Below are 22,559 nucleotides of genomic sequence, written 5' to 3'. Positions count from 1 at the left end.
GCCCGATCGCATCCGCTGATCAAAAAGGGCCGCAGCCTCCGACGAAAGCCGGAAGTTGAATGTCGTTGGATGGTTGATGTTTTTAACCACCAACGGGGCGCCGCCTACGGCAGCGCTCGCGTTTGAGATTGATATTCATGACCGACGCTTTTGAAGCGCAGGGCGAACTCGCGCCTGTGCAATCCGCTACCCATAACGAATTCACCGCTGTCGCGGAAACCGTGTCCGAGGCCCCGATCCTCGACGCACTGGACGCCGCAGCCCCCGAGGCCGCCGAAGCCGAAGCGCCCGCCGCGCCCAACGGTTTCATCAAGCTGGGCCTCGCCCCCGAACTGATCGCCGCCGTGGCTGACATGGGTTTCACCCAGCCGACCACCGTGCAGGAAAAGGTCGTGCCGATCGCCATGGGCGAAGCCGGTTCGGCCCGTTTCGTCGACCTGATGGTGTCGAGCCAGACCGGCTCGGGCAAGACCGCCGCCTTCCTGCTGCCCGTGCTGCACACGCTGATCAAGCGCCAGGCCGAGGCCGAAGCCGAAGCCAAGGCCGAGTTCCAGCGCCTGGCCGCTGAAGCCGCTGCCCGTGGCGAAGCGCCGCTCAAGAAGCCCAAGCGCAAGGACCCGACCAACGCCCGTCATTTCAAGGCCGCCACCCCCGGCGCCCTGATCCTGTGCCCGACGCGCGAACTCGCGCAGCAGGTTGCACACGACGCCATCGAACTGGTGCGTCATTGCCGCGGCCTGCGCGTTGCCAACGTGGTGGGCGGCATGCCTTACCAGCTGCAGATCGCCAAGCTGCAGAACGCCGACCTCGTGGTCGCCACGCCGGGCCGTCTGCTCGACCTGCAGCGCTCGCAGCAGCTCAAGCTCGACCAAGTCAAGTTCCTGGTGGTCGACGAAGCCGACCGCATGCTCGACCTCGGCTTTGCCGACGACCTGGCTGAAGTCAACCAGCTCACCATCGAGCGCCAGCAGACCATGATGTTCAGCGCCACCTTCGCGCCGCGCATCCAGCAGCTGGCGCAGCGCGTCATGCGCGAGCCGCAGCGCATCACCATCGACAGCCCGCAAGAAAAGCACGCCAACATCAAGCAGTCGCTGTACTGGGCCGACAACAGCCAGCACAAGCGCAAGCTGCTCGACCACTGGCTGCGCGACACCAGCATCAACCAGGCGATCGTGTTCGCCAGCACGCAAGTCGAGTGCGACGGCCTCGCCAACGACCTGCAGCAAGAAGGCTTCAGCGCCGTCGCGCTGCACGGCGCCCTGAGCCAGGGCCTGCGCAATCGCCGCCTGATGGCACTGCGCCAGGGCCAGGTGCAGATCCTGGTGGCCACCGACGTTGCCGCCCGCGGCATCGACGTGCCGACCATCACCCACGTCTTCAACTTCGGCCTGCCGATGAAGGCCGAGGACTACACCCACCGCATCGGCCGCACCGGCCGTGCCGGCCGCGATGGCCTGGCCATCACGTTCGCCGAGTTCCGCGATCGCCGCAAGATCATGGACATCGAGCACTACAGCCGCCAGCAGTTCAAGGCGGAAGTGGTGGCCGGCCTCGAGCCGCAACAGCGCATGCCGCAATCGCGTCCCCCGATGGGCGAGTACCGCGGCGGCCGCGGCGACAACTTCTCGCGCGATCGCAAGTTCGGCAACGGCGGCGCGGGCGGCGGCGGTGGCTACCGCGGCAACAACAACGGCGGCGGCTATGCCGGCGCCAGCGGCTTCAACGACCGCAATTCGCGCGGCCCGGCCCAGGGCCAAGGCCCGCGCGGCTTCCAGGGCGGCCAGAACTCCGGCTTCGGCGGCGGCCGTGACGAAGGCGGCAATGGCGGCGGCTACGGTCGCAAGCCGGGCTGGGGCGACAGCGCCCCGCGCGGCGGCCACGGCCATGGCGGCGGTCGCGGCGACGGCGGTTTCGCACCCCGTGAAGGCTTTGCGCCCCGCGAAGGTTTCGCACCGCGCGGCAACGGCGCCGGTCACGGCGGCCCGGGCAAGGTGTTCGTGCCCCGCGACGCGCAAAAGCGCGCGTTCAAGCCCAGCCGCTGATCGCCCCTGCAAGCGGCCTTGAAAAAGGCCGCTTCCCCCTCAAAAGCCCGCGCTTCTCACGAACGCGGGCTTTTTCGTTGTCGGGTTTCCGAGCACTCCGGTGCCCATGAAGTTGGTTGACACCTGAATCGATGAAAAGTAATGTAATGGCGCATTGCTTCTCCCCGGTCCGTTCGCGGCTGCCGGTTCATCGACACCTGTTCTCGACTTTCGATCATGAAAATTGCGATTCTTGGGGGTGGCCACGGCGCCTATGCGGCCGCCGCGGACCTGTCTGAAACCGGCCATGAAGTGCGCCTGTGGCGCCGCGATGCCGCCGCGCTCGAACCCGTCGTGCAGGCCGGCGCGATCACGCTGAAAGACGCCGCCGGTGCGCGCGAGGTGCCCATCGCGCTCGCGACTGCCGACATCGGCGCTGCGCTGAAGGGCGCCGAGCTCATCGTCATTCCCACGCCCGCCATCGCCCAGCACGACATCGCGCTGGCCATGGCGCCGCATCTGGTCGACGGCCAGGTCGTGTTCCTGCCGCCGGGCACCTTCGGCAGCTACGTGATGGCGCAGGCGGTGAAGGTCGCCGGCAACCGTGCCGACGTGGCCTGGGCCGAGACCGGCACCTTGCCGTACCTCGCGCGCAAGCACGGCGAGCGCGAGGTCAACGTCACCATCCGCGCGATCCGCCTGCCCACAGGCGTCTACCCGGCGCGCAAGGAGGCGCAGGCGATCGAGGTGATCCGCCGCGCCTACCCGGCCGTGCACGGCTGCGGCGACGCGCTCTCGGGCGCGCTGATGAACGCCGGCCCCGTCATCCATCCGCCGCTGATGGTGATGAACGCCGCCCCCTTGCAGCACTTCGAGCGCTGGGACATCCACAACGAAGGCACCCAACGCGCCGTGCGCGACGTGACCGACCGCCTCGACCAGGAGCGCATGGCCGTGCGCGAGGCCTTCGGGCAGGGCGCGCCGCACTATCCGCTGGCCGACCACTACAACAACGACCAGTGGATGTACGGCGATGCGCACAAGCAGCTCGTCAAGTCGGGCGACTGGCGCGAGAACATCGACCTGCACACGCACCGCTACATCACCGAGGACACCGAACTCGGCCTGGCCTTCCTGGCCTCGGCCGCGCGCCATGCGGGCGTGGACGCGCCCATCGCGCACGGCCTGCTGGCCATCGTCGGCGGCTTCCTCGGGCGCGACCTGCGCCAGGGCCCGCGCACCTTCGAGAGCCTGGGCCTGGCCAGCCTGAGCGCGACCCAGCTCAAGCAGAGGCTGCACGATGGCGAATGAGCCCGCGCCGCCGCGCTTCGCCGCCGTGGGCGCCGGCCGCATGGGGCGCGGCATCGCCATCGCGTTCGCCTATGCGGGCCATCGCATCTCGCTGATCGACCTGCGCCCGCGCGCGCCCGAGGCCTGGCAGCGCTTGCGCGACGAGGCGCAGGCGGAAATCGTGGCGAGCCTTTCGGGCCTTGCGCAGCTCGGCGTGATCGATGCCTCGCAGGTCGAACGCATCGCCGCGCGCGTGGACTTCGTGAATGCAGAAGGAGCACCACGCGCATTGGCCGCCGCCGAGCTGGTGTTCGAAGGCGTGCCCGAAACCATGGACGCCAAGCGCGAGGCCTTCGAGCACCTCAACCGCCATTGCCGCGACGACGCGATCCTCACCTCGACCACCAGCAGCATCCTCGTGACGCAGCTGGCCGCGCTGGTGCGCCGGCCCGAGCGCTTCCTGAACATGCACTGGCTCAACCCGGCCTACGTGATTCCCGTGGTCGAGCTGAGCTGCCACCCCGGCACCGACGCCGGCGTGCTCGCACGCACCAAGGCATTGATGGAGGCCATCGGCAAGCTGCCCGTGGTCTGCGGCGCGTCGCCCGGCTACATCGTGCCGCGCCTGCAGGCGCTCGTGATGAACGAGGCGGCCCGCATGATCGAAGAAGGCGCTGCCACAGCGGAAGAAATCGACAAGGCCACGCGCTACGGACTGGGCCTGCGCTTCGCGGCGCTCGGCGTGGTCGAGTTCATCGACTTCGGCGGCTGCGACATCCTGCACCACGCGAGCCGCGAGATGTCGGCCTCGCTCGATGCGGGGCGCTACACGGCGCCGGCCATCGTCGGACGCATGGTCGAGGAAGGGCGGCTGGGCCTGAAGAGCGGCAGCGGCTTCTACGACTACGCGGGCCGCGACACCGCCGCCTACCGCCGCGACGTGCTCTCGCGCACGCTCGGCGAACTCAAGCACGCGGGCCTGTGGCGCGCGCCGGCCGACGAGACGCTGTCATGACGATCCGCCGCGCCTTCGCCGACCTGTCGGTGGGGCAGGTGCACCACGCCGTGTGCGGCGACGCGCAGGCGCCGGCCGTGCTGCTGCTGCACCAGTCGCCGCGCAGCTGGGCCGAGTACCGCGAGGTGCTGCCGCTGATCGCCGGCGCGGGCTACCGCGTCATCGCCATGGACACGGCGGGCTTCGGCGATTCGGCCGACGGCGGCGTGCCCGCGAGCATTGCGCAGTGGGCGCGCGTCGCCTGCGAGCTGCTCGATGCGCTCGGCATCGCGCAGGCCGACGTGGTGGGGCATCACACCGGTGGCGTGATCGCGATCGAGCTGGCCGCTGCGTTTCCTGAGCGCGTGCGCAGCCTCGTGCTGTCGTCCACGCCGTACACCGACGAGGTGTTTCGCCGCGCCCGTGCGCAGCGTCCACCCATCGACGAAGTGGCGCCCAGCGACGACGGCAGCCACCTCGCCGCGCTGTGGCAGAAGCGGCAGGCCTTCTATCCGCCGGGGCGCCCCGACCTGCTCGAGGCCTTCGTGCGCGATGCGATGAAGGTCTGCCACCGCGTGGAGGAAGGGCACCGCGCCGTGGCCTCGTACCGCATGGAAGAGCGCATCGGCCGCGTGACGCAGCCGACGCTCATCGTGCGCGCCACGCTCGACCCTTTCGCCGCGCCGCATGCGGCGGAGCTGCAGCACCACCTGCCGCAGGCGCGCATCGTCGACATCGACGGCGGCATGGTGCCCTTGCCCGACCAGATGCCCGAAGCCTTCGCGCGCACGGTGCTCGACTTCCTGGCGACACGGCCATGAAGGCCGTTCGCATCCATGGCTTCGATGCCGCGCCGGTGCTCGAAGATCTGGCCGACCCCGTGGCGCGACCCGGCCGCACCCTCGTGCGCATGCAGGCCGCCACTGTCGGTCACATCGACCGCACCGTGTGGCAGGGCCGCTTCCTGCGGCATCCGCCGCTGCCGTACACGCCGGGTGTGGAGGCTGCGGGCGTTGTCGTCGCGAGCGAGCGGTATGCAGAAGGGCAGCGCGTGTGGTTGCGTGGCAGCGGATTGGGCACGCTGTTCGATGGCACCTGGTGCGAGCTGATCGATGCACCTGACGACGCACTCGGCGTGTTGCCCGATGCGGTGCCGATGGCGCTCGGCGCAGCGTTCTTCTCGCCCACCACGTCGGCCTGGGTCGCCTTGCATGAGGTCGCCCGATTGAAGCCTGGAGAGCAAGTGTTGGTGACGGGCGCAAGCGGCGCGGTGGGTTCGTTGGTGATGCAGTTGGCACGCGATGCAGGCTGCATCGCAACGCCTGTCGATCCGAAGGCAGGCTCGCCCGAAAAATCCAGCGTCGACTTGCTCATCGACACCGTCGGCGGCGAAGTGCTCGCTGCCGCCTTGCCTGCCGTGCGCCCCGGCGGTCGCGCCGTGCTGATCGGCTACACGGCTGGCCCAACGCTGCACCTGGACATCGCGCACTTCCTGCAGCGCGACGTGGCGCTGCTGCCGCTCAACATGTTCCGGCGCGAAGCCGCAGGCCGCGCAGCCGCTCCAGAGTTGCTTGCGAGGCTGGCCGACGGCCGCCTGCATCTCGACGTGCAGCCCTTCGCGCTCGCCGATGCAGCCCTCGCACTCGACTGGATCGCCAGACGCGGTCATGGCGGCCATCGCGGCCGCGCGGTGCTCGTGCCCTAGTCAGGCCTCAGGCCACGCGCTTCAGTCTTCGTCCGGCACCTCGACCGGCACATGCACATGCAGGTCGATCATCTGCCGCAGCGTCTGCTTGAGCTCTTCGGCGCGTCGCAGGCCGAAGGGTTCGAGCACGCGGCGCTCGTGCTCGCGCGCCAGTTCCATCAGGTGCTCTACAGCCTTCAGCCCCGCGGGCGTGATGCGCACCAGCGTGATGCGGCGATCACTTTCATGGGGCAGGCGCTCGACCTGGCCGCGCGCTTCCATGCGGTCGAGCAGCCGCGTCACGGTCGGCTGCTTGGTCACCGTGACCTGTGCGAGCTGGCCGATGCTGACCGCGTCGCTGCCTGCCAGCGACGCCATCACGCGCCACTCCGACACCGAAAAACCCTGCTGCCGCGCCACCTCGTGGAACTCCGAAGAGATCAGCTGGCTGGCCTGCGCAAGCAGCGCGGGCAGGTAGTCATCGACGAAGCGATGCGTTTCCTTGGATGGTTCAGACATGAAGGCGCCTCCTGTTTGCCGCAGGCATGCGGATTGCATGGCTAGGGTAATTCATGATTGTGGATACATTCATTTCTAAACATTATAGGAACCGTGATGTGACCCCGGGGCCGCATCCTCCCACGAGAAAGAAGAAGGACATCCATGGCTGAGCGTTCGTTCGTCGAAGAAGTCAAGAAGCTGAGACTTACTGGTGGAGAAGTGTTCCGCGGCGAAGGCATTCTGGCCGTCACCAAGGCCCTGCTGGAGTCGGGGGTGTCGTATGTGGCGGGCTACCAGGGCGCGCCCATCTCGCACCTGATGGACGTGCTGGCCGACGCGCAAGACATCCTGGCCGACCACGGCATCCGCTTCGAAAACAGCGCCAGCGAAGCCACCGCCGCCGCCACGCTCGCCGCCTCCGTCAACTACCCGCTGCGCGGCGCCGTCACCTTCAAGGCGACCGTCGGCACCAACGTGGCGTCCGATGCGCTGGCCAACCTGGCCTCGGGCGGTGTCACCGGTGGCGCGCTCATCATCGTGGGCGAGGACTACGGCGAAGGCTCGTCGATCATGCAGGAGCGCAGCCATGCGTTCGCCATGAAGTCGCAGATCTGGCTGCTCGATCCGCGGCCCAACCTGCCGAGCATCGTCGATGCGGTGAAGACCGGCTTCGACCTCTCCGAGGCCAGCAACACGCCCGTGATGCTGCAGTTGCGCATCCGCGCCTGCCACGTGCACGGCCACTTCATCGCCGGCGACAACAAGCGCGCCAAGTTCACGCTGAAAGAGGCGCTGGAGAACCCGCAGCGCGACGTCAGCCGCATCGTGCTGCCGCCCGCGAGCTTCGTGCATGAACAAGAGAAGGTGAAAGACCGCTGGCCCGCCGCCGTGCGCTTCATCGAGGAGCGCCAGCTCAACGAGTTCTTCTCCGAAGAGGCCGACGACATCGGCATCATCGTGCAGGGCGGCAGCTACAACACGCTGCTGCGTGCGCTCGAACGCCTGGGCCTGGCCGACGTGTACGGCGAGACCCGCGTGCCGCTGTACGTGATGAACGTGGCCTACCCCGTCATCGAGAGCGAAGTCATCCGCTTCTGCGAAGGCAAGCGCGCCGTGCTCATCGTGGAAGAAGGCCAGCCCAACTTCGTCGAGCAGAACCTCGCGACCATCCTGCGCCAGGCCGGCTCCACCACCGCGTTGCATGGCAAGGACATGCTGCCCGTGGCCGGCGAGTACACGACGCTCGAACTGCTCAAGGGCACGCGCACCTTCTGCGAGCGCTACGAACGCCTCGCGCCGCTGCCCGTGCCCGCACCGGTGCGCAAGGTGATCCCGCTGAAGGAAGTGGCGGCCATCGGCGTCGATGCCGCGCCCGAGCCCGCGCAGCCGTCGAGCGCGCTCGGCGATGTGGTGCATGCGCGCCCGCCGGGCTTTTGCACCGGCTGCCCGGAGCGCCCGATCTTCAGCGCCATGAAGCTGGTCGAACGCGAACTCGGTGCGCACCACGTGAGCGCCGACATCGGCTGCCACCTGTTCTCGATCCTGCCGCCTTTCAACATCGGCAACACGACGATGGGCTACGGCCTCGGCGGTGCGGGCGCTTCGGCACTCAACGCACCGGCGGGCAAGCGCGCGATCTCGATGATGGGCGACGGCGGCTTCTGGCACAACGGCCTGACGAGCGGCGTGGCCAACGCGGTCTTCAACAAGAGCGACAACCTCACCATCATCGTCGACAACAACTACACCTCGGCCACGGGCGGGCAGGACATCCTCTCGTCGACCGCCGTCAACAAGACGCGCAGCACCGGCCACGAGATCGAGCGCGCCGTGCGCGGCGTGGGCGTCGAATGGGTGAAGACGATGCGCCGCACCTACGACGTCGCCGGCATGCGCGACGCGCTCAAAGACGCACTCACCACCACGAAGAAGGGCCCCAAGGTCCTCATCGCGCAATCGGAGTGCATGCTCAACAAGCAGCGGCGCGAGAAACCGCTGGTGCGCAAGGCCATCGCCGACGGCAAGCGCGTGGTGCGCGACAAGTTCGGCGTCGATGCCGACACCTGCACCGGCGACCACTCGTGCATCCGCCTGTCGGGCTGCCCGTCGCTCTCGATCAAGCCCAACCCCGATCCGCTGCGCATCGACCCCGTCGCCACCGTGCTCGACAGCTGCGTGGGCTGCGGCAACTGCGGCGACGTCTCGCACGCCGCCGTGCTGTGCCCCTCGTTCTACAAGGCGCAGGTCGTGAGCAACCCGACCGCCTGGGACCGCTTCCGCCAGCGCGTGCGCACTGCCGTCATCGGCTGGCTGCAGCGCGGCGACGCGCGCCGCCGTGACGCCTATGCCTTCTGACGCCATGACGAACAAGGTTCAACCCATCAAGATTGCCATCCTTGCCATGGGCGGGGAGGGCGGCGGCGTGCTTGCCGACTGGATCGTCGACATGGGCGAGGCCAACGGCTACGTCGCCCAGACCACCTCGGTGCCCGGCGTGGCCCAGCGCACCGGCGCGACCATCTACTACGTCGAGCTGTACCCCGATGCGCAGGCGCACGCCGACGGCGGACGCCCGGTGCTCGCGCTGATGCCGCTGCCGGGCGATGTCGATGTGGTGCTCGCCTCCGAGCTCATGGAAGCCGGCCGCGCGGTGCAGCGCGGGCTGGTCACGCGCGACCGCACCACGCTCATCGCCTCCACGCACCGCGTCTTCTCCATCGCCGAAAAGAGCGCCATGGGCGACGGCCGTGTCGACAGCGAGCAGCTGCTCGCCCACACCGCGCGCGCCGCCAAGCGCTTCATCCGCTTCGACATGGCGCAGGCCGCCGAAGCGTCGGGCAGCGTGATCAGCGCTGTGCTGTTCGGCACGCTCGCGGGCTCGGGCGTGCTGCCCTTCGGCCGCGCGCAGTTCGAGGCCACCATCGAGCGCGGCGGCGTGGGCGTGAAGCCCAGCCTCAAGGCCTTCGGTGCGGCATTCGACCGCGCACAGGACGGTGACGACGGCGAACCCGCCAAGGCCGCACCGGCTGCCACGCCCGCACCGCAGCCGCGCCACCCGGCCGTGCGCGCGCTGGTCGAGCGCGTGCAGCGCGACTTTCCGCTGCCCGCGCACGACTTCCTGCTCGAAGGCGTGCGCCGCCTCATCGACTACCAGGACCTGGCCTACGCCGGCCTGTACCTCGACCGCATGGACGCTGTGGCGAAACTGCCCGACGACGCCCACCGCCTGCTGCGCGAAACCGCGCGCCACCTCGCGCTGTGGATGTCCTACGAAGACACGGCGCGCGTCGCCGCCCTGAAGACCCGCGCCACCCGCTTCGAGCGCGTGCACGGCGAGGCCGGCGTGCAGCCGGGCCAGCTGCTCGCCATCCACGAGTACATGCACCCGCGCCTGCAGGAAATCTGCGAGACGCTGCCCGGCGGCCTCGGCCGCTGGCTCATGCACTCCACGGTGCCGAAGAAGATCGTCGAGCGCTTCACGCAGCACGGCCGCGTGATCCGCACCAGCTCGCTGCGCGGCTACCTGATGCTGCGCATGGTCGCGGCCTGCAAGGGCTGGCGCCGCTCGACGATGCGCTACGCCGACGAAAACCGCCGCATCGAAGAATGGCTGCAACGCATCGCCGCCACCGCGCCACGCAACCCCGCGCTCGCCGTCGAGCTTGCCCAGTGCCAGCGCCTGGTCAAGGGCTACAGCGACACGCATGAGCGCGGCCTGCGCAACTACGACACCGTGATGCGCGCGTTCGAGCGCGCGGGTGCCGCGCTGGCGCCCGCCACCCTGCGCGAACTGCGTGACGCGGCGCTGGCCGACGAACACGGCCACAAGCTGCAGGCCGCGCTGGTGCAGCACGCCTTGGCCTGAAGGGACCCGAACCATGACCGCTCCCACGCTCCAGCTTCGCGTCGCCGAAGCGCGCGCCCTCAACCCGCTGATCCGCCTGCTGCGCCTGCGCGCCGAAGACGGCCGCGCGCTGCCCGGCTTCGCCGCCGGCGCGCACATCCGCGTGCAGGTGACGCTGGCCGACGGCACCCCCGACTGGCGCCACTACTCGCTCATCAACTTCGCCACCGAGCGCAACGCCACCAACGCCCCGACCGACTACTTGATCGCCGTGCGCAAGGAGGCCGAAGGCCGCGGCGGTTCGCGCTTCATGCACGAAGGGCTGGCCGAGGGCAGCGTGCTCACCATCGAGCCGCCGAAGAACGACTTTCCGCTGCACACCGGCCCCGGCGGCACGGTGCTGGTGGCCGGCGGCATCGGCGTGACACCGCTCGCGTCGATGGCCGCGCGCCGCCGCGCCGAAGGCGCCGCCGTGCGCATGCACTACGCCGGCCGCAGCCGCGATCTCATGGCCTTCCTGCCCGAGCTGCAGGCGCTGCTGGGCGACGACCTGCGCGTGCATGCCGACGCCGAGGCCGGCGCACCGCTGGACATCGACGCGCTGCTCGACGGCGTGCCCGCCGGCGACCGCCTCTACGTCTGCGGCCCCAAGGTCATGCTCGACGCCGTGCTCGCCCGCACCCAGGCCCGCGGCTGGGAGCACGACCGCGTGCACTTCGAGCTCTTCACCGAACCCGTCGTGGAGGAGGGCGACCAGCCCTTCGAGGTGGAGCTTGCCCAGTCGGGCCAGCGCTTCACCGTGCCGGTCGGCCAGAGCATCCTCGACTGCCTCATCGAACACGGCTGCGATCCGATGTTCGATTGCAAGCGCGGCGAATGCGGCGTGTGCGCCGTGCCCGTGATCGAGGGCGAGATCGACCACCGCGACTACGTGCTCACCGCCCGCGAGAAGGCGGAAGGCACCGTCATGCAGATCTGCATCTCGCGCGCCAAGGGTGCGCGCCTGGTGCTCGACCTCTGAAGAAAAAAGCCAGGAAGGAGCCAGGAGAACCATGCCTTCGTACCGAGACAACCCCGATGCCGTTCGCGCGCTCGTGCAGAACGACCGCGTGCACCGCGACCTGTACATCAGCCAGGACCTTTTCGCGCTGGAGCAGGAACACTTCTTCGCCAACACCTGGAACTACGTCGGCCACGAGAGCCAGCTGCCCAAGTCGGGCGACTGGATCACCAACGAGATCGCGGGCCGCCCGCTGATCGTCGTGCGCCACAGCGACGGCAGCGTGCGCGTCATGATGAACCGCTGCGCCCACAAGGGCTCGCGCCTGGTGAACGGGCCCTGCGGCAACACCGGCAAGTTCTTTCGCTGCCCGTACCACGCCTGGACCTTCAAGACCGACGGCGCGCCGCTGGCCATTCCGCTGAAGACCGGCTACGAGCACACGCAGCTGCACGAGTGCGAGTCGGGCAAGGGCCTCACGCCGGTGAAACACGTGCGCAGCCACCGCGGCTTCATCTTCGTGAAGATCAACGACGCGGGCCCCGACTTCGACGAGTACTTCGGCGATTCGCTCAGCTCCATCGACAACATGGCCGACCGTTCGCCCGAGGGTGAGCTCGAGATCGCCGGCGGCTGCCTGCGCTTCATGCACCAGTGCAACTGGAAGATGTTCGTCGAGAACCTCAACGACACCATGCACCCCATGGTGGCGCACGAATCGTCGGCCGGCACCGCCAAGCGCATGTGGGCCGACAAGCCCGAGGACGAGCCCAAGCCCATGGCCGTGGAGCAGTTCGTGCCTTTCATGTCCGACTACAAGTTCTTCGAGGACATGGGCATCCGCACGTACGACCACGGCCACAGCTTCACGGGCGTGCACTTCAGCATCCACAGCAAGTACAAGGCGATCCCCGAATACGACGACGCCATGAAGGCGCGCTACGGCGAAGAGAAGACGGCGCAGATCCTGGGCATGGCGCGGCACAACACCGTGTATTACCCGAACCTCACGATCAAGGGCGCGATCCAGGCCATTCGCGTGGTCAAGCCCATCTCGGCCGACAAGACCCTCATCGAGAGCTGGACCTTCCGCCTCAAGGGCGCGCCGCCCGAGCTGCTGCAGCGCACCACCATGTACAACCGCCTCATCAACTCGCCGTTCTCGGTGGTGGGCCACGACGACCTGCAGGCCTACCGCGGCATGCAGGCCGGCCTGCACGCCAGCGGCAACGAGTGGGTGAGCCTGCACCGCGACTACGACGAATCGGAGTTGAAGGGCGGCGAGATCACCACGGGCGGCACCAACGAGCTGCCCATGCGCAACCAATATCGAAGCTGGGTGCAGCGCATGACGGAGACGATGTAATGGCCGCTGTCGATATCACCCGCCAGGACCTCGTCGACTTCGTCGTCAACGAAGCGCGCCTGCTCGACACCCGCCGCTACGAGGAGTGGAACGCGCTCTTCACCGACGACGCGTTCTACTGGATTCCGCTCGTGCCCGACCAGGAAGACGGCCTGAACCACACCTCGCACCTGTACGAGGACAAGCTGCTGCGCGAGCTGCGCATCGAGCGCCTGAAGAGCCCGCGCGCGTTCTCGCAGCAGCCGCAAAGCCGCTGCCACCACCTGCTGCAGGTGCCCGTGGTCGAGACCTTCGACACCGAGGCCCAGCGCTTCGTGGTGCGCACCGAGTTCCACTACACCGAGTCGCAGGGCGACGAGCTGCAGTTCTACGTCGGCACCTTCTTCCACCACCTCACGGTGCAGGACGGCGCGCTGCGCATGACGCTCAAGCGCGTCGACCTGCTCAACTGCGACGCGGCGCTTCCGGCCGTGCAGCTCTTCATCTGAGGACGCGATGACCCACGCCACCGTCCACCAGGTGTTCGCCGCCACGGCCGCGCGCACCCCGCAGGCCGAATTCCTCTTCACCGAATCGGTGACCGCCGCCGCCTACGGCATCGCCGCCGGCGCCATCCGCTGGGGCGAAGCCGCCGAGCAGATCGAACGGCTGCGCACCGCCTACGCGCAGGCCGGCTACGGCCACGGCCACCGCGTCGGCCTGCTGCTGGAGAACCGGCCCGCCTTCATCTTCCATTGGCTGGCGCTGAACGCACTGGGCGCGAGCGTGGTGCCGATCAACGCCGAGATGCGCTCGGCCGAGCTGGTCTATCTGATCGGCCACAGCGAGATCGGCCTGGCCGTCACGCTGCCCGAGCGCGCCGCCGACCTGCAGGCCGCCGCCGCGCAAGCCGGCGTGGCCTTCGAGACCATGGGCCCCGACGACGCCGTGCCGCCCGCGAAGACCGCCGCGCCGCGCGCCGGCGAGCCCATCGGCACCGACACCGAATGCGGCCTGCTCTACACCTCGGGCACTACCGGCCGGCCCAAGGGCTGCATCCTGAGCAATGCGTACTTCCTGCGCGCGGGCGAGTGGTATGCCGCGCTCGACGGCGTGTGCAGCATCCGCCCCGATGCCGAGCGCGTGATCACGCCGTTGCCGCTCAACCACATGAACGCGATGGCGTTCTCGACCATGGTGGTGCTCGTGGCCGGCGGTTGCCTCGTGCAGCTCGACCGTTTCCATCCGAAGAGCTGGCTGGCCAGCGCGAAGGAGAGCGGCGCGACCATCGTCCACTACCTGGGCGTGATGCCTGCGATGCTGCTGTCGGCCCCCGCGTCGGCGGCCGACCGCGACCACGCGATTCGCTGGGGCTTCGGCGCCGGCGTGGACCGCAAGAACCACGCACCCTTCGAGGAGCGCTTCGGTTTCCCGCTGGTCGAGGCCTGGGCCATGACCGAGACCGGCGCCGCCGCCTGCATCATGGCCAACCGCGAGCCGCGCCTCGTGGGCACCAGCTGCTTCGGCCGGCAGGAAGACTTCGTCGAGATCCGCCTCATGGGCGAGGACGGCAGCGACGTGGGCACCGACATGCCCGGCGAACTGCTGGTGCGCTCGGCCGGCGCCGACCCGCGCCGCTATTTCTTCTCCGGCTATCTGAAGGACGAAGAGGCCACGCGCGAGGCCTGGGCCGACGGCTGGTTTCACACCGGCGACCTCGTGCGCCGCGATGCCGACGGCAACTTCTTCTTCGTCGACCGCAAGAAGAACGTGATCCGCCGCAGCGGCGAGAACATCTCGGCCGTCGAGGTCGAGAGCGTGCTCAACCAGCACCCGGCCGTGAAGACCTCGGCCGTGGCCGCCACGCCCGACGCGGTGCGCGGCGATGAGGTGCTCGCCTGCATCGTGCTGCGCGACGGCAGTGATGCGTCGCAGCGCGAGGCGGTCGCGGCCAGCATCGTCCAGCACGCGCTGGCGCAGCTGGCGTACTACAAGGCGCCCGGCTACGTGGCCTTCGTCGACGCGTTGCCGCTCACGCCTTCGCAGAAGATCCAGCGCGGCCAGCTGCGCGAGATGGCGCAGTCGCTGCCGGGCCAGAGCCATTGCATCGACACGCGCTCCATGAAAAAGAGGCAGGCATGACCAAGCGACGGCTCTCTTATGAAGGCGTCGCGGTCGCGGTGCCCGTCACCGTGCCCTACGTGCGCTACTCCACGCGCACCGCGCACTGGTTCGTCGGCCAGGCCATCGACGCGCTGGTGCAGGCCAGCGGCGTGGCCAAGGAGCAGATCGACGGCCTGTGCCTGAGCAGCTTCTCGCTCTCGCCCGACACGGCCGTGGGCGTCACGCAGCACCTGGGCCTGTCGCCGCGCTGGCTCGACCACATGCCCACCGGCGGCGCCTCGGGCGTGATGTGCCTGCGCCGCGCGGCGCGCGCCGTGCAGGCGGGCGATGCCGACATCGTCGCCTGCGTGGGCGCCGACACCAACCACGTCGACTCCTTCCGCCAGACGCTGGGCAGCTTCAGCAACTTCGCGCGCGACGCCAGCTACCCCTACGGCTCGGGCGGCCCGAACTCGATCTTCGCGTTCATCACCGCCAACTACATGCGCACCTACGGCGCCACGCGCGAGGACTTCGGCCGCATCTGCGTGGACCAGCGCACCAACGCGCTGGGCAACCCCAACGCCATGTTCAAGAAGGGCCTCACGCTCGACGAGTACATGGCCGCGCGGCCCATCTCCGACCCGATCCACCTGTTCGATTGCGTGATGCCCTGCGCCGGCGCCGACGCCTTCCTCGTGATGAGCGAGGAGCGCGCGCGCGACCTGGGCCTGGCGCACGTCGTGATCCGCGGCGCCATCGAGCGCCACAACGCCTACGCCGAAGACCCGGTGATGGTGCAGGGCGGCTGGCGCAAGGACCGCGACGACCTCTACGCACAGGCCGGCGTGCAGCCCGCCGCGCTCGACTTCGTGCAGACCTACGACGACTACCCCGTCATCGTGATGATGCAGTTCGAGGACCTGGGCTTCTGCGAGAAGGGCGAAGGCTCGGCCTTCGTGCAGGCGAACACCATGACCTTCGACGGCAGCTTTCCGAACAACACCAGCGGCGGCCAGCTCTCGGCCGGGCAGGCCGGTGCGGCGGGTGGCTTCCTCGGCATGGTCGAGGCGATCCGACAACTGACCGACCAGGCCGGCGCCCGCGCCGTGCCCAACGCCCAGCTGGGCCTCGTCGCCGGCTTCGGCATGGTGACCTACGACCGCTGCCTCTGTACGGGCGCCGTCATTCTCGGGAGACCCGCATGACGATGCCGATGATGCGCCCCCCGCGCAAGAACCCGGTGCTGCGCACCCGGCAGATGAACCTGCCGCCCGGCGCACGCGGCCGCGTCGCGCTCGGCCTCACGGCCGCTGCCGCCGAAGGCCGCTTCGAGCTGCAGACCTGCGAGGACTGCGGCACGGTGCAGTACCCGCCGCGCGAGGTCTGCCACAAGTGCCTGTCGGCGGCGCTGCGCTGGCGCCAGCAGAGCGGCGAGGGCGCGCTGCTCGGCAGCACCACGCTGCACCACAGCAACGACCTGTTCTTTCGCGAGCGGCTGCCCTGGCGGCTGGGCCTGGTGCACCTGGATGCCGGCCCCACGCTCATGGTCCACCTGCACGGCGAGGTCGGCGATGCGCCCACGCGCGTGCGTGTCGGCGCCCGGCTCGACCGCGCCGGCCAGGCCGTCCTCATTGCTTTTCCGACTGAAGGGAGTCCCCACATGGCCGACGACAAGATGCTGCGCGAAATGACCAGCGACCCGAAGTTCCGCAAGGTGCTGGTGACCGACGGCAAGACCGAGACGGGCCAGGCCCTCGTGCGTGCGCTGGTGAAGGCTGGCGCCGACATCGTCTGGGTCGGCCATGCCGAACCCTGGAAGAAGATGGGCGACGGGCTCGATGACATCTCGGCGCTGCCGCAGGTCACGCTCGTGCCGCTGGACCTCACCAACGGCCGCCAGGTGACCGAGCTGGCCGGCTCCATCGGCGGCAAGGTCGACATCGTGATCAACAACGCCGAGGTGCACCGCACCTTCGGCATCGGTGCGCGCCGTGGCACCGACGTGGCCAAGGCCGAGATGGACATCAACTACTTCGGCCTGCTGCGCCTGGCGCAGGAGTTCGGCCCCGCGCTCAAGGGCCGCTCGGCCGACGGCGCCACGGGCGCGACGGCGTGGGTCAACCTGCTGTCGATCTACGCGCTGAGCAACTTCCCGCCGCACGGCACCTTCAGCGCCTCGAAGGCCGCGGCGCATTCGCTCGCGCAGTGCCTGCGCGCCGAGATGCGGCCCGCCGGCATCCGCGTGATCAACGTGTTCCCCGGCCCCATCGACGACGAGTGGAACCAGCACACGCCGCCGCCCAAGCTGGCACCCACCGCGCTGGCCAACGCCATCGTGAAGGCGCTGCGCGACGGCGTGGAAGACGTGTACCCGGGCGACGTGGCGCAGGAGTGGCTGGAGCGCTGGCGCGACAACCCCAAGGTGCTCGAACGCGAACTGGCCGCCGGCGGCTGAGAACAGGAGCCACACGAATGACCACGACAACCGAACTGATGTCCGCCGCCGAAGTCCTCGGCAGCCTCGTGACCGCCATGGCCAGCGGCCGCATCCGCGTGATCGACCTCACGCAGACGCTCACGCCCGAGTTTCCGCAGATCGCGCTGCCGCCCGAGATGGGCCAGTGCTGGCCCTTCCGCATCGAGGAGGTGTCGAAGTACGACGAGCGCGGCCCGGGCTGGTACTGGAACAACTTTTCCTGCGGCGAGCACACGGGCACGCACTTCGACGCGCCGATCCACTGGATCTCGGGCCGCGACCTGCCGAACAACTCGGTCGACACCATTCCCGTGCAGCACTTCGTGGCCCCGGCCTGCGTGATCGACTGCTCGCCGCAGGTGAAGGACGACCCCGACTACCTGCTGACCCTCGAAGACATCGAGGCTTACGAAGCCGCGCACGGCCGCATCCCCAAGGGCGCGTGGGTGCTCATGCGCACCGATTGGTCCAAGCGCACCGACCCCGAGGCGTACCAGAACTTCGACGAGACCGGCCAGCACACGCCCGGCCCGAGCACCGAGGCCGTGCGCTTCCTGGTCGAGCAGCGCGACGTGCTGGGCTTCGGCTCCGAAGCCATCGGCACCGACGCGGGGCAGGGCTACCACCTGCGCCCGCCCTACCCCTGCCACTACTACATGCACGGCGCGGGCCGCTACGGCCTGCAGTGCCTGAGCAACCTCGACCTGCTGCCGGCATCGGGTGCGGTGCTGATCTGCCCGCCGCTGAAGATCGAGAAGGGCAGCGGCAGCCCGCTGCGTGTGCTGGCCCTGGTGGGAGCCACGGCATGAGCGCCGCCGCACCCAAGGTCGCGGCCGTCACCGGCGGCAGCGCCGGCATCGGCAAGGCCATCTGCGAAGACCTGCTCGCGCAAGGCTACGAGGTGGTCTCGCTCGCGCGCCGCAAGGCTGAGATCGACCACTCGAAGATGCACAGCCTCGAGGTCGACCTGGCCGACCGCGCCGCCACCGGCCAGGCCGTGCGCGAACTCGTCGAGCGCTTCGCACCGACCACGATCGTCCACAACGCCGGCGTCATCCGCGCCGCGCTGCTGCCCGACGTGAAGCTCGACGACCTCGATGCGCTGGTCGACCTGCACCTGGGCTGTGCCATCCAGCTCGTGCAGGGCGCGCTGCCCGCGATGCGTGCGCAGCGCTTCGGCCGCGTGGTGCTGCTGTCGTCGCGCGCCGCGCTGGGCCTGGCCACGCGCACGAGCTACTCGGCCACCAAGGCCGGCATGCTGGGCATGGCGCGCACCTGGGCGCTGGAGCTCGCGGCCGACGGCATCACGGTGAACGTGGTGGCGCCGGGCCCGATCCGCACCGACATGTTCTACGACGTGGTCGAGGCCGGCAGCGAGAAGGAGCGCGCGCTCGCGGCTTCGGTGCCCGTCAAGCGCCTGGGCGAATCGGCCGACGTGGCACGCGCCGTGCGTTTCTTCGCCGCGCCCGAGAACAGCTTCGTCACCGGCCAGGTCTTGTATGTCTGCGGCGGCACCAGCGTCGGCAGCCTCGCCCTCTAGTTTTCTTTTCAGCGTCCGTTTCGTTCCGTTCAAAAACATCACCTCTGGAGCATCGCCATGAAAGTCCTGAACCGAATTCGCACCCTCGCGGCCGTCGCCGCGGGCCTCGGCGCGCTGAGCGCCGCCAGCGCGTGGGCCGCCGATCTCAAGGTCGGCTTCATCACCTCGCTGTCGGGGCCGGTGTCGTCGCTGGGCATTCCGTACGAAAAGGGCATGAAGGCCGCGCTCGCCTACAAGGCCGACGTGGGCGGCCGCAAGATCCAGCTGGTGCAGCTCGACGACGCGTCCGACCCCACCACGGCCGCGCGCAACGCACGCAAGATGATCGACGAGGACAAGGTCGACGTCATCATCGGCACGGCCGGTTCGCCCGGCGCGCTGGCCATTGCCGGCGTGGCGCGCGAAACCAAGACGCCGCTGATCTCCATCGCCAACGCCAACCTGCCGGGCGAGGAGGGCGCGTGGATGGTCACGCTGCCGCAGCCCGCGCCGCTCATGGTGAGCGCGGTGGTCGAGCGCATGAAGAAGTCGGGCGTGAAGACGGTGGGTTACATCGGTTTCTCCGACGCCTGGGGCGACCTGGTGTACGGCGCGCTGCAAAAGAGTGCCGAGCCGGCCGGCATCAAGATCGTGTCGAACGAGCGCTATGCGCGCGGCGACGCCTCGGTGACCGGGCAGGTGCTCAAGATCGTGGCGCTGCGCCCCGACGCGGTGATCACCGGCACCTCGGGCACGCCCGGTGCGCTGCCGTACCTCGCGCTTTCGGAGCGCGGCTACAAGGGCCAGATCTACGGCATGCACGCGCTCATCAACCCCGACTTCGTGCGCGTGGGCGGTGCCTCGGTCGAAGGCCTGCTGGCCCCCACGGGCCCGGTGATCGTGGCCGAGCAGCTGCCGAGCGACAACCCGATCCGCAAGGTGTCGATGGACTTCCGCGCGGCCTACCAGAAGGCCAACGGCGCACCGCCGACCGACGCCTTCTCGGCCTACACCTTCGATGCCTGGCTGGTGTACCTGGACGCCGCCCAGCGCGCGCTGGCCACCAAGGCCGAGCCCGGCACGCCGCAGTTCCGCCTGGCGCTGCGCGATGCCATCGTGAGCACCAAGGAGCTGGTGGGCACGCACTCGGTCTACAACTTCAAGCCGACCGAGCGCTACGGCTCGGACGACCGTTCGCGCGTCGTCGTGAAGCTCGAGAAGGGCCAGTGGAAGCTGGTGCCCTGAACGCCCTCGCGTCGATCCGATGAACGCCGCCCACCCCATGCACCCGCTGCTTCGTTCCCTGCGCCGCCGGCGCGCGACCGGCACCGTGCTGTTCGCCGCCGCGCTGCTGGCCGGCTGCGCCGCGACCGCACCCGGCGGCAGCGGAGAAGTCACCATCAAGCGCGACCGCTACGGCGTGCCGCACGTCTATGCCAGCGACACGCGCGGCCTGTTCCACGGCTTCGGCTATGCCGTCGCCGAAGACCGCCTCTACCAGCTGGAGATGGCGCGGCGCTCGGGCAACGGCAGCGTGGCCGAGGTGCTGGGGGCCGAGTTCGTCGCGACCGACAAGGCCACGCGCGCCAACATCGATCCGGTGTCGATCCGCCGCCAGATCGATGCGCTGAACGCAGACGACCGCGCCATGTTCGAAGGCTACGCCGCGGGCGTCAACGCGCGCATCCGCGACGTGCTGGCCGACCGCGCCAAGCTCATGCCGCGCGAGTTCATCGACAACGGCTTCGAGCCCGCGCCCTGGACCGCGGACGACGTGGCCATGGTCTGGATCGGCCTCATCCTCAACCGCTTCTTCGCGGGCACGGCCGAGGTCGCGAACCTCTCGCTGCTCAACCAGCTCAAGGCCGCGCGCGGCGACGTGGCCGGCCTGCAGCTGTACGAGCAGCTGCGCTGGCTCGAAGACCCGACCGCGCCGACCATCGTGCCGCGCGGCAACGCGAACCGGCTGGTGAGCGCCGAGCCCGGCGACGCCGCGCTCGCGCCGGTCTCCGCGCAGGCCGCCGCCGACTTCCGCGCCACGCAGGTCGCCCGCATGGGCCTGGCCGCCACCGAAGGCATGCCGACCGCCAGCAACGCCTGGGTGCTCGGCCCCTCGCGCACCAAGGAAGGCGTGGCCGTCCTGTACAACGGTCCGCAGCAGGGCTTCAACAACCCGTCGTTCGTGCACGGTATCGGCCTGCACGGCGCGGGCTACGACCTCACGGGCCTCACGCCCATCGGCCTGCTGCCGGTGCTGTTCGGCACCAACGGCACCATCGCCTGGGGCTCGACGGTGGGGTCGCTCGACACCAACGACATCTACCAGGAAGAACTGAACCCGGCCAACCGCCACGAATACAAGTACGACGGCGTCTACCGCCCGATGACGCGGCGCACCGACGTCATCCGCGTGAAGGGCGCCGCACCGCAGAGCGTGGACATCTACGCCACGGTGCACGGCTTCGTGCAGAGCTGGGACGTGGACAACGCCCGCGCCTACACCGCGCGCAGCACCTGGCAGGGCCGCGAGGTCGAGACCATGCTGGGCTGGGCGCGTGCCGCACGGGCGCGCGACTGGTCGGGCTTTCTTGCGCAGGGCGAGCGCGTGGCCGCGTCCATCACCTGGTTCTATGCCGACGTGGCGGGCAACATCGGCGCCGTCGGCCTGGGCCGCATGCCGCGCCGCCCGGCCACGCAGGACATCCGCTTTCCCGCGCGCGGCGACGGCAGCATGGAGTGGCAGGGCAGCCTGCCGTTCAGCGCCAACCCGCGCGCCTACAACCCCGCGCAGGGCTACCTCGTGAGCTGGAACAACCAGATCGCCGAAGGCCTGCGCGCGGACGGCGCGAACTTCTCGCACGTCGACCGCGTGGCCGAAATCCATGCACAGCTGCAGGGCACGGCGAAGCTGGGCGCCGACGAGGTCTGGCGCGTGAGCCAGGGCGCGGCGCTGGCCGACCTGAACGCGCGCTACTTCGTGCCCCTCATCGTCGACGCGGCCAAGGGCCTGCCGGCCGGCGACCCCGCGCGCCGCGCGGCCGACCTGCTCGCCAACTGGGACCTGAAGAACCGCGTCGCCCCGGGTGGCGAGGTGTACGACAACCGCGCCACCACCGTGCTGCGCGCGTGGCTGGGTGCGATGTCGCGGCGCCTGCTGGCCGACGACCTGCCGCCGGCCGTGTTCGCCACCTACGCCAACCTCGGCTACCCCACGCTCACGCCGCGCGGCTCGCCGGGCAGCGCCCAGCCCGCGGCCGTGGCCAAGCTGCTGTGGAACGCGCTGAGCGGCCCGGCCTCGGGCGTGCCGCAGCGCCACGACTTCTTCAACGGGCAGGACCCGCGCACGATGGTGCGCGCCGCGCTGACCGATGCGGTGGGCGAGCTGCGCACCCGCCTCGGGCCCGACATGGCCGCGTGGACCACGCCCGTGGTGCGGCATCGGTTCTCGCGCATCAACGCCATCGGCGTGCCGTGGGCCGGCGCGGGCGACGAGCCCGAGGTCAGCCCCTACATGAACCGCGGCACGCTCAACTACCGCGTCGTGCTGCGCCCGGGTGCGCTCGACATGTGCTCGGTCGCCGCGCCGGGGCAGAGCGGCTTCGTGAGCCCCGCCGGCGTGCGCGATCGCCATTACGCGGACCAGCTCGCGCTGTTCGAGCGCTTCGAATGCAAGCCGGAGCGGCTCACGCCCGCGCAGGTCGATGCCGACCTCGAATCGCGCCGCACCCTGCGCTACTGACCCGTCCCTCGTCCCCATTCCAACCCCCGAAGAGGAA

General features: G+C 69.5%; 18 protein-coding genes. 17 read left to right on the top strand and 1 reads right to left on the bottom strand.

The genetic code is table 11. The features are described 5' to 3' along the window. The first annotated feature begins 137 nt into the window (after positions 1-137). The 5 genes from AC07O4_RS29550 (at position 138) to AC07O4_RS29530 (ending at position 6,013) form a co-directional block, all read left to right on the top strand. Positions 138-2,045, top strand: a complete 1,908-nt coding sequence (locus tag AC07O4_RS29550) for a DEAD/DEAH box helicase (protein WP_495306380.1) — start codon at positions 138-140, stop codon at positions 2,043-2,045. A gap of 216 nt (positions 2,046-2,261) precedes the next feature. Next, on the top strand, positions 2,262-3,335 hold the full coding sequence (locus tag AC07O4_RS29545) for an NAD/NADP octopine/nopaline dehydrogenase family protein (RefSeq protein ID WP_495306379.1): 1,074 nt from the start codon (positions 2,262-2,264) through the stop codon (positions 3,333-3,335). Next, complete coding sequence (locus AC07O4_RS29540) at positions 3,325-4,329, top strand: 3-hydroxybutyryl-CoA dehydrogenase (RefSeq protein ID WP_495306378.1); 1,005 nt, start codon at positions 3,325-3,327, stop codon at positions 4,327-4,329. The genes AC07O4_RS29545 and AC07O4_RS29540 overlap by 11 nt, the downstream gene beginning before the upstream one ends. Continuing rightward, a complete protein-coding gene (locus AC07O4_RS29535) occupies positions 4,326-5,129 on the top strand; it encodes an alpha/beta fold hydrolase (protein ID WP_495306377.1) in 804 nt (267 codons plus the stop codon). Before AC07O4_RS29540 ends, AC07O4_RS29535 begins: the two co-directional genes overlap by 4 nt. After that, entirely contained in the window at positions 5,126-6,013 is an 888-nt protein-coding gene (locus tag AC07O4_RS29530; RefSeq protein ID WP_495306376.1) for a quinone oxidoreductase family protein, read from the top strand. Before AC07O4_RS29535 ends, AC07O4_RS29530 begins: the two co-directional genes overlap by 4 nt. Positions 6,014-6,034: 21 nt before the next feature. Here AC07O4_RS29530 and AC07O4_RS29525 read toward each other — a convergent pair whose 3' ends face one another. Further along, positions 6,035-6,511, bottom strand: a complete 477-nt coding sequence (locus tag AC07O4_RS29525) for a MarR family winged helix-turn-helix transcriptional regulator (RefSeq protein ID WP_062475035.1) — start codon at positions 6,509-6,511, stop codon at positions 6,035-6,037. A gap of 144 nt (positions 6,512-6,655) precedes the next feature. On the opposite strand from AC07O4_RS29525, the gene AC07O4_RS29520 reads away from it, so the two are divergent. Genes AC07O4_RS29520 through AC07O4_RS29465 form a run of 12 tightly spaced genes read left to right on the top strand, consistent with a single transcriptional unit; the run spans position 6,656 to position 22,522 of the window. Beyond that, entirely contained in the window at positions 6,656-8,848 is a 2,193-nt protein-coding gene (locus tag AC07O4_RS29520; protein WP_495306375.1) for a thiamine pyrophosphate-dependent enzyme, read from the top strand. 4 nt (positions 8,849-8,852) lie between these two features. Then, positions 8,853-10,358 carry an indolepyruvate oxidoreductase subunit beta family protein gene (locus AC07O4_RS29515; protein WP_495306374.1) on the top strand — a complete coding sequence of 502 codons (1,506 nt, stop codon included), beginning with the start codon at positions 8,853-8,855 and terminating at the stop codon, positions 10,356-10,358. A gap of 13 nt (positions 10,359-10,371) precedes the next feature. Next, a complete protein-coding gene (locus AC07O4_RS29510) occupies positions 10,372-11,358 on the top strand; it encodes a PDR/VanB family oxidoreductase (protein ID WP_495306373.1) in 987 nt (328 codons plus the stop codon). Positions 11,359-11,389: 31 nt separating this feature from the next. Further along, positions 11,390-12,703, top strand: coding sequence for an aromatic ring-hydroxylating dioxygenase subunit alpha (locus AC07O4_RS29505; RefSeq protein WP_495306372.1), 1,314 nt, complete (start codon positions 11,390-11,392; stop codon positions 12,701-12,703). Continuing rightward, positions 12,703-13,191, top strand: coding sequence for an aromatic-ring-hydroxylating dioxygenase subunit beta (locus tag AC07O4_RS29500; RefSeq protein ID WP_495306371.1), 489 nt, complete (start codon positions 12,703-12,705; stop codon positions 13,189-13,191). Before AC07O4_RS29505 ends, AC07O4_RS29500 begins: the two co-directional genes overlap by 1 nt. 7 nt (positions 13,192-13,198) lie before the next feature. Then, complete coding sequence (locus AC07O4_RS29495) at positions 13,199-14,824, top strand: AMP-binding protein (RefSeq protein WP_495306370.1); 1,626 nt, start codon at positions 13,199-13,201, stop codon at positions 14,822-14,824. After that, positions 14,821-15,993, top strand: a complete 1,173-nt coding sequence (locus AC07O4_RS29490) for a thiolase family protein (protein WP_159275707.1) — start codon at positions 14,821-14,823, stop codon at positions 15,991-15,993. Before AC07O4_RS29495 ends, AC07O4_RS29490 begins: the two co-directional genes overlap by 4 nt. Beyond that, positions 15,990-17,243, top strand: coding sequence for an SDR family NAD(P)-dependent oxidoreductase (locus AC07O4_RS29485; RefSeq protein WP_369646150.1), 1,254 nt, complete (start codon positions 15,990-15,992; stop codon positions 17,241-17,243). Before AC07O4_RS29490 ends, AC07O4_RS29485 begins: the two co-directional genes overlap by 4 nt. Positions 17,244-17,260: 17 nt before the next feature. After that, positions 17,261-18,073, top strand: a complete 813-nt coding sequence (locus tag AC07O4_RS29480; RefSeq protein ID WP_095950538.1) for a cyclase family protein — start codon at positions 17,261-17,263, stop codon at positions 18,071-18,073. After that, the gene (locus AC07O4_RS29475) at positions 18,070-18,804 is read left to right on the top strand and encodes an SDR family NAD(P)-dependent oxidoreductase (RefSeq protein ID WP_495306369.1); all 735 of its coding nucleotides are present in this window, start codon (positions 18,070-18,072) and stop codon (positions 18,802-18,804) included. The genes AC07O4_RS29480 and AC07O4_RS29475 overlap by 4 nt, the downstream gene beginning before the upstream one ends. Before the next feature lie 57 nt (positions 18,805-18,861). Then, positions 18,862-20,028, top strand: coding sequence for an ABC transporter substrate-binding protein (locus AC07O4_RS29470; protein WP_307637396.1), 1,167 nt, complete (start codon positions 18,862-18,864; stop codon positions 20,026-20,028). 37 nt (positions 20,029-20,065) lie between these two features. Next, complete coding sequence (locus tag AC07O4_RS29465; RefSeq protein ID WP_495306368.1) at positions 20,066-22,522, top strand: penicillin acylase family protein; 2,457 nt, start codon at positions 20,066-20,068, stop codon at positions 22,520-22,522. Positions 22,523-22,559: the final 37 nt, after the last annotated feature.

It is taken from the genome of Variovorax sp. GW821-FHT09D04 (genome assembly GCF_059416405.1).
Note: the sequence above shows the minus strand (reverse complement) of the source record. Positions and strands in the feature narration are given on the sequence as shown.